Annotated in this window: 7 protein-coding genes; 1 reads left to right on the top strand and 6 read right to left on the bottom strand. The window is 39.0% G+C overall.

From position 1 onward, the window contains the following. The 5 genes from K5677_RS11875 to K5677_RS11855 form a co-directional block, all read right to left on the bottom strand. The coding region (locus K5677_RS11875; protein WP_296728307.1) for an AAA family ATPase at positions 1-609 on the bottom strand (609 nt) is incomplete at its 3' end. 368 nt (positions 610-977) lie between these two features. Then, on the bottom strand, positions 978-1,646 hold the full coding sequence (locus K5677_RS11870) for a sigma factor-like helix-turn-helix DNA-binding protein (RefSeq protein ID WP_296728304.1): 669 nt from the start codon (positions 1,644-1,646) through the stop codon (positions 978-980). A 180-nt stretch (positions 1,647-1,826) separates the two neighbouring features. Further along, positions 1,827-2,957 carry a bacteriophage abortive infection AbiH family protein gene (locus K5677_RS11865; protein ID WP_296728301.1) on the bottom strand — a complete coding sequence of 377 codons (1,131 nt, stop codon included), beginning with the start codon at positions 2,955-2,957 and terminating at the stop codon, positions 1,827-1,829. A 281-nt stretch (positions 2,958-3,238) separates the two neighbouring features. Then, on the bottom strand, positions 3,239-4,546 hold the full coding sequence (locus tag K5677_RS11860) for a sensor histidine kinase (RefSeq protein ID WP_296728299.1): 1,308 nt from the start codon (positions 4,544-4,546) through the stop codon (positions 3,239-3,241). A gap of 2 nt (positions 4,547-4,548) precedes the next feature. Then, the gene (locus tag K5677_RS11855) at positions 4,549-5,280 is read right to left on the bottom strand and encodes a LytTR family DNA-binding domain-containing protein (protein ID WP_296728297.1); all 732 of its coding nucleotides are present in this window, start codon (positions 5,278-5,280) and stop codon (positions 4,549-4,551) included. Positions 5,281-5,583: 303 nt separating this feature from the next. Here K5677_RS11855 and K5677_RS11850 point away from each other — a divergent pair, with 303 nt between their 5' ends. Beyond that, a complete protein-coding gene (locus K5677_RS11850; RefSeq protein ID WP_296728295.1) occupies positions 5,584-8,130 on the top strand; it encodes a hypothetical protein in 2,547 nt (848 codons plus the stop codon). Between the two features lie 231 nt (positions 8,131-8,361). On the opposite strand, the gene K5677_RS11845 is transcribed toward K5677_RS11850, so the two are convergent. Next, positions 8,362-8,844 (bottom strand): transposase (locus tag K5677_RS11845; RefSeq protein ID WP_296728292.1); only part of this gene is annotated, 483 nt, incomplete at its 5' end.

Genomic DNA, 8,844 nt, shown 5'->3' with positions numbered 1-8,844 from the left:
ACGCCCAGCGCAGTGCAGTTTTGCTTTTCCGCTGCCGCGCCGTTGCTCTATCATGACCATTATCCCGTCAACGCTGCCGATGATACCTGTCGAGCCTGAGACCATATTGAACGGATCGCTGTCATAACACTTGCGCGTATGGTGTACGACAAGTATTGCAACTTTCAGCTTGTCCGCAAGCGCTTTCAGTACTGATAGTTCCTTGTAGTCCGATCCGTAGTTGAAATCAGTGTTACACCTGACTTTCTGAAGTGTATCGACAACAATCACTTTAAGATTCGGAAGTTCCTGTTTACTTTTTTCAAGCTCTTCCTCAAGACCGTTGCCTATTGATCGCGCTTCTATTGCGAAGTTTAAGTTCTCACAGGGTTCGTCTGTGAGCTCGTATATCCTGTTCTGCAAGCGCAGGAGGTTGTCCTCAAGGCTCAGATGCAATACCTGACCTTTATTCGTATCGTGCTTGAGAAACTGCTCACCATTTGCAACTGACATACACAAGTCCAGTGCTAACCACGATTTGCCTATCTTTGGTGCGCCTGCAAGGATATACAGTCCAGTGTATATCATTTTGTAGATAATGTACTCCTGCTTTTCCAGCGGAGTTGTCATAATGTACTCGCTGTTATAGATCGTTAATTCGTTTCCTATACTCTCCATCTCCTTTTTTATAACTATCTGGGGAAACTATTTGTACCGATAATCTTAGACATTTTTACCACCTCCATGTTTGCTGCCTGAATAATTGCAGCAGCAATCATTATTTGCACTTGTAAAAAACGCCCTGCCTATGTCTCAGCAGAGCGTTAAAGAAAAAAGCCTCCATATATATACCGATAGGAAACAGAAAAAACGAAGATTTCAATAATCGGGAAGCAAGTCTTTGTATAGCTGCACAATCGGCAGAATAATAGCATGCATCCGATTAGCGATATTTACTATCAAAAAGAAATCCCCACAGCAATACTGTGGGGAGATGTTTACGCCGCCGGATCTTTATCGGACGAACCATTTGGGATAGCGGTCTCTACAGGCGCTTCTTTTTGCATAAAGATGATCTTACACTGTTCAAACAGTGACAATATCCGTTTATAGTTGTAACTGACTAATCCCGGATAACCGAACGCTTTTGCTTCTTCATAGAGCGAGATGTACTCGTCGCGAAGCTTGTCCAAAGCTCGTCGGCGCAGATCCTGCACTGCTCGGACAGTTGTACCCATTCTTTCTGCAATTTCATATGTATCAAGATCACTTTTGAAGGAGCAGTAGAGAGCGCTGTACTGCTTCTTTGTGAGAGCTTCCATCGCTTCCTTGATAACAGGATCATCAAATAGATCATCAAATCCATTTGTGACTCTCTTTTCAGTATTGAGGACAACAGTAGGAGCGTTCTGAAAGCGTTGCTTTCTCGCTTCTGCACTTTCCCACTCATTGTATTCTTCAAGACTGCAAGTCTTTCTGTTCTCATAGTATCGTCTGTCCGAATTCAGTTGGTCACGCTCGACCTTCTTCCATTCATCAGACTTATAGAACGATGTCGCCTGTTCGTAGGCTTCCTGACCATATGTATCCTTATAGTTCTGTATCGGCGTATCCAATTCAAGAACGCTCGTATCGTCTTGCTTATGATGTCTGTTCACTCTCTTCATGCGTTTTCCTTTCTGGCGGAAGGCTTACTACGTATGTATAGAATGAACGTTCTTGCTTGGTTAATGTTATTTTAGCACACATTTGTTCGTATGTCAATAGAAATCGAAAATTTGTTCTTCAGAGAACAAGTAAAAAATGATGCCCTCAGATATAACTAAAGGCATCGTTCACTATTGTGTTTATAATATTTCCGATGACGATTGCTTAAATATAATGCTTCGATTCCTTCCATCAGTACGTTTTATCAATTCTTCCTCGCCGATTACTTTTACTAAATTAGCAATCTGATCTCCCATTGATTCTTTACTATGATAGAAAATCGTAGTTATTGTGTTGTCTAATAATATAAGTCTTCTTAGTATATCAGCGTCAGTTATATCCAAAGAATGACCATAAATATACACATTATTGATAGGCGGATTTGCCTTTGCAAATCTTATGTTGTTATCATTTATTAATCTTGCCCAATCGGTATAAAGACAACCAGTCCCTTTATAAATTCTTTGAAAGAACTTTTTGAATTGTATGAACTCATTGTCCTTGTCTTTATCTTCTCCTGACAAATACTCGTCAATTCCCAACACAAGATTGCAGTTATTTACGTCATTGGCTATATTCACTTTTCCATGTATGAAATCATATTTAATACTACCTGTGGATTTATCGTATATCTGTTTATAAGTATCAGTATAATTAAATGATAAAACGCAGTGTATTTCCAAGTTTGCAATATCCTGCAATTGCGAGCAAGTATCAATTGATATGTAATCAGATAGATATATTTCCAAACATCTTATAAGCTTGTTCAGACAATTTAAAAAAAGGGTTTTGATAGCTATAATATTTGATGCAGTAAAAGTAAACACTTCATGATTTTTAATTATTCCATCCTTAAAAACAACAGGACATAAAATGTTTAAATGCCATTGTTGTAAACAATAATGTTCATTTTCGTCATCATGTTTTAGTGCTTCATTTATAGCGTGCCTCGCCGAGTCAAGTGCTTGTATAACAAGAGAAATCTCTCTTTCAAAGTCAATCCATCCATCTTTACCTTCAGTTTCTCTTCTTTTATATATTTGAGTAAAATAATCAAGCCAACAGTTATCAGTTATAAGCTTATCAAGTTCATTATAGATTTCTGGTCTCGTATTCTTTAATGATTGAAAATACTTATAATACAGACTATCGCAGTCTTCTGTTGAATTCTTCATTCTATAGAAGGCTTGTACATAGCTTAGAAAATCGCTATATTTTGTAGGCAATCCATGAGCTATGTCAAATCCGTTTCCTATAACTAAAATATTCATAGCATTCGCTCCTTTACATAAAAAATCTTTCGCTATATAGTCCAACTGGGAAGCAATCTCACTAAACTCCTGACTCAATTCAAGTGTTCTTGCTCCGATACTGTTACCGTCGATAATGAAAAGCTCACCATCAGGAAATACTTCCTCCACTCACAATACTTATAGAAATACTTCGACTTTTCGTATGCTTCCTGACCATTTGTATCCTTATAGCTCTGTATTGGCGTAGCAATTAATTAGCAAATATTCAATATCCGTGTCCTAAAAAGTAGTTTTTTGTCCTAAACGGCAGATTTCAGCAGCATTATCTCGACTGTGAACCATTCATCGTTCTGAGTGATGTTGAATATACCGTCATGCTTTTCGATTATCTCACGGACGGATTTGAGTCCGACACCATGTGAATGCTTATCCTCCTTTGTCGTATTCAGCTCGGGATTGAGAGAAAGTATATCCTTATCCACGACATTTTCTATTTTGAAGCAGGTATACGCTGCTTTCTGGAATATAGTGAACCTTATCACAGGATCGCTGACATTCTTCTCAGCTTCAATCGCATTTTCAAGCAAGTTAAGGAAGATAAGGCAGAGCTCGATATCCTCCATGCCTCTGAAATCGGCAAGATCATCGTATATAAAGCATTCTACCTTTATATCAGAACTATCCGCTTCATTCATTTTCTGATTGATAATGGCGTTGAACATCTTGTTCTGAGTATTGATATAAACTTTTGAGCTGCCGAGCTTGTTCTCCTGAAATGATCTCAGGAACTCTCCAAGCTTATCATATTCTTTCTCATTGAGCATTTCGATAGCTATATTAACGTATTTCTTTATATCATGGCGGAGCGTAAGCGTTTCATAATACTTATTTATAATGCTCTCAACATCCCTTTGTTGCTGCTGTATGGTCAGTTCCTGCATCTTTATGTCCATTTTCCTGCGGTTCAGCTCAGAATACAGCCATATAAGGCAATAAGCTCCGATATCAACAATAATAACAGCTATGGTCGTATAAATGCAGAAATATGTATTGATATCACCTTTCATCAGTGCATTGCTTGTGAATATTACTGCAATTATCGAGAGAAACATTATCGCACCAAAGGTTATGATCTGCGGTTTGGAGATACTGTTTTTCTCCTTTTTCATTATCCTGACAACTGCATGAATAATAGCAAACTGTAAAAGCTTGCTTAGGACGTTGGTCATTATCCTCAGATTATCGTTTTTGCTTATCAAAGCCGCATAATTGACATTTGAAGTCGATGAGATAATGTAAATTATCAGAAGACTCGGTATTATAGTCAGCAATATCGTTATAATTATAGTATAGCTCTTTTTCAGCAGATTTCCGTTGTAAAATACTCCCAGTACTGCACCGCACAGTATTATAAATACCGCAAGCTGCACGAATAAAGGCACTTTCAGGAATGTTATGCCCAGATCTGCCATAAGCAGTATCAGAAATGCAGGCACTAAAGACGTCAAAGTGTCTGTTTTTCGCCTGTTGAATACCGATTCAAAGAAATATGTGATTATAAACGTATCTATAATGCAAAATATGCTGTCGATTATTATATCTTTCATGCTTACTCCTTCATAATAAGGGATTGATACTGTAATTTGAACTTCTTAACGTCACGCTGGGTTATAAAAGCCGTTCCGCCGTTAGTGAAGTATATCTTGTTTTCAATGATCTTGTAAATATGCCTGTAATTGACCAGATAGGACTTGTTTGACCTTATGAAGCCTTTGGGGCTGTACATTTCTTCAAGGGAATTAAGTGAGAGATTATTGCTCCTCTTTATAACAAAATGTTCTCCCTTTGCATCTAAAAGGCATATATCATGGCTGTATGACTCGAAATAGACTATATCGTTAAATCTTATCCTTACCTCGGTATTGTTTTCTCTGTCAGTGAATTTGAAGTAATCATTGGAATTCTCACGTTTTTCAATGTATGCCTTTATGGCTTCGGTAAGATCTGAATCCAATAAGCTCTTTCTGACAAATCTGAACGGAGAGTGCTTTATTGACTCAAACACATAATTATCGTGACTTGAGATGTATATGAGAGTAGTTCCTTGTAATGACAAGCGTTCGTCTATCCTTTCAGTAAGCTCAAAGCCGTTCATCTGCGGCATATCTATATCAAGAAGTAGCACATCATAAGCGGAATTGTCCCTCACGAACATCGAACCGTCAGTAAATTCCGAAATATCATACTGGCTAAAGCCTGTTTCTTCCATAATACCTGCTATTTTTCTTTTTATAATGTCTATATACTCCCGGCTGTCGTCTACTATCGCAATTCTTATCATGTTCTCACCACCAAAGCCTTTTTTATTTATTTTACCATAATAATGATACCAAATCAACAGATTATCCTTGAATAAATCTGCCGTTTAGGACAAAAACCTGCGATTCAGGACAAAAACCTGCGTTTCAGGACACAGATATTGACTTTTCATAATGATTTGCTATACTGAAAGTAAGAAAAGCGGAAAATGCAGCTTCTATTAAGTATAGCTTTTTAACTATAACAAAGGAGTGATAGCACTTATCGATATGATAAAAGAAATAATTTTCCTATAATAGAAATTTTAAATGAAAGGATGTTTTTTATGGGTAAAACTAAAAGAATAATTGCAGCTGTAACGGCAGCATTGATGACAATGAATTCATCTGCTTTGATACAAGCAAATGCAGTTGATGAAACAGTAAACATTTCTTTGCAGTCTGTGTCCGAAACCGAATCCAAAGAATATACCTTTAACGAGATCAATGCAATGACAACAGAAGATGTTGTAAACCTATTCACAGAAAAAGGGCTGGACAAGGATAATGGCTATAAGGTTTACGGACAGGGTAATGACGCAGAGTATGTATATTGCTTCAGTTGGAATGTTTATCTGTTCTCCGAGGATTTTCTCTCTAACAGGACTGTGGAGGAAATCTTGACTGATTATGCTCCGTCTCAGGACGGTGACTGCCTGTACGATAAAGGTGAAAGTTTATGGGATACTAACAGGATAGTAAGTGCTCTTGCTCTGCCTGAGGAGTATTTTGAAATTACTGTATTTAAAAACCGTGTTTTCGTTAAAGGAGCAGACAGTACAGATAAAAACAAGATAGCCTGCAATTGCGAAATAAGATGCAAGCTCCCCGAGGGAAAAAAACGCGCAGCTATGCGCAATGCAGCATTAAATTATCTACAGCTGAGAAAAGATTTCGATAAGCTGTTAATTGATGATGCTGTACCATATTATGGCAAGGAGAAAACTGTTGCACAGAAATACGGTGAAGCCATTGCCGATTATATGGCTAATAACGACATACAGGGCGTTGTTTCGCGTTCTGTACCTGATGAAAAACTGTCTATCGGTTTTCATGGTGACCATGAAGAACAGCTGATGGCTTATATTACCGAAATAGGGCTTGATGAAAGCGGTATCCCGTATGAAATAGAAAAATTACCTGATTTCACCGGATTTAATGATCTTATTGTTACGACTGCCCCACAACCCACAGCAACAACTATCGCGGTTACCGGAACAAAGCCTGTCACAACCATTACTATGCCTGTTTTAGATGATCCGACTATACAAACCGAAGTTGTTACAGTTACAGTCATGTCCGTCAATGGCGATGATATCTTAGTAAAACCTGTGGACGGTTCACCTGAGCTGAAGTCTTCCAATAAATTTTCTTTATCAGCAAATAAGTTTCCCGACGATATAAAACCCAAAGCCGGTATGAAGCTTGAGATCACCTATAATGGCGGTATTCTCGAAACTTATCCTGCACAGTTCGGGAATGTTCAGAAAATTGTTGCTGTCAAGGACGACACAGTAAAAAATGATGGGATATTGCTTAAAGGCACAAAGGATATGACTCTTAACGATGTTATGAGACTTGCCGAAAAAGGCGATGAACTTGACTGGTCTGATTTTAAGGACTACAAGGGCAGAGATGTTGGTTCAGGTCTGCATATATGGGAATATAAGCTTGAAGACGGCTATGTTCTCGATGTCGGTGGTGATATACAAAAGAAACCGATTTATATTCTGCTTTCACGCAATAATGACAAGGGTATTGATATCCGTACAGAAGATGTAAAGGAATACATAGCATCTACAGCTACTCCTGTTATACAGAACACATCAGACAACACGACAAAGGAAGAGAATTTTCGGAACATTGATATGTACATCCGCCAGTACATGAACGAGAACAATATCGACGGCTATTCCTATTTTACAGAGGGATACAGCTCCTTTGTTATTGTCTGCAAGACAAAAGAAGGTATATCACAGGTAAATGCTTTCGTCAAGGAAAAAGGGTATAATGCCGACAGGATAGAATACAAGCTTCTTGATTTGGAAATAAACGCTCCCGAAAAGGTTCCGGAGGAGCTTGACGGGCTGAGCAGTTTGATCGCTGACTTCATGAAGAATAATGGTATCGGCGGAACTGCTGATGTGTATAACGACGTTGTGCGTGTTGTTCTTGACAGGATGAACGACCAAAACGGAAGGACTCTCGCATACTTCATGGAACAGTGCGGCATTGATAAAACCAAGGTCATAATTGACGCTGTAACTTTTGACAATTCGGGCGGCAGGAATGACGGCCAGACTTCCGTCAAGAAAAATCTGCTGGGCGACGCCAACTGCGACGGTCAAGTTGATCTTTCAGATGCAGTCATGATAATGCAGGCTCTTGCAAATCCAAATAAATACGGCATAGACGGTACGGCTGAACACCACCTTACCGAACAGGGAAAGCTTAACGGTGATATGGACGGCGACGGTCTTACAGTAGGCGACGCACAGGCGATACAGAGAAAGCTATTGGGCTTGGAGAATGTCGAGGCTCAGAGAGTTGAAAGTTTTTTGACAGCAAATGCTGGATTTTTAAATGAAAAAGGTACATATACCCTATTTTTCATCAGGAACGGCAATTATTTTAGCCGCGCTGGCGGCTCTGCCGATACTCATGATGAAGGAACATGGACAATATCAGGCGATACGGTTGTTTTGACAGGCAAATTCGGCACAAATCGTTTGAGTTTTGATGATAATGCTCTGATCTATATTGCAGAGGGCTCTGAGGGCTTCAATGATTTTAATCCAAAGGACGGCGAAAAGTTTAATGCAGTGTTTGAATAATACTATATATGCCGTCCTGAAATAAACTTTCTGAAAAAAAGCCATAAATATTAAATCAGCCTGTAGAGATACAGGCTGATTTCTTTAGTCTACGGTATTATCGAGTCAATCCCAAATTCTGTGTAAACGAAAAATAGTGCAATAAAAGAGTATATGATGAGACCGATTGTGAAAGCAGTCGGTCTTATCAGCATATTAGCACATGATCATTTGATTGTCAAGATGAAAATGTTATTCTGGTATCCTGTCGCCGTAGTAGATTACCAACTGAGCGTAGATGCGGCTCCAGTCCTGTCGGCGACCAGTCCATTTTTTCGTGATGTCCTTCATAGCAAGATAAAGCATTTTGAAAAGGCTGTCATCAGTCGGAAATACGGACTTTGCCTTAGTCACTTTCTTCAGCTGCCGGTTGAAGCCTTCTATGGTATTGGTCGTATAGATCAGCTTTCTGAGCTCCTGTGGGAACTTGAAGTAAGTGCTGAGATTTGGCCAATTTTCGTACCACGACTTTGAGATCTTGGGATATTTGCTGTCCCAGGCAGCAGCAAAGGAGTCAAGAGCGTCCAGAGCAGATTCCTCGGTAGCGGCGGTATAGACCTTCTTAAGATCAGCCATAAGCGCCTTGATATCCTTGTATGAGACATATTTGCTGGAATTCCTGAGCTGATGAATGATGCAATTCTGGATATCGGTTTTTGGAAACACAGCCTCTAT

The organism is Ruminococcus sp., assembly GCF_024684275.1.
The sequence above is the reverse complement of the archived record's forward strand: the minus strand, read 5'-3'. Positions and strand labels throughout refer to the sequence as shown.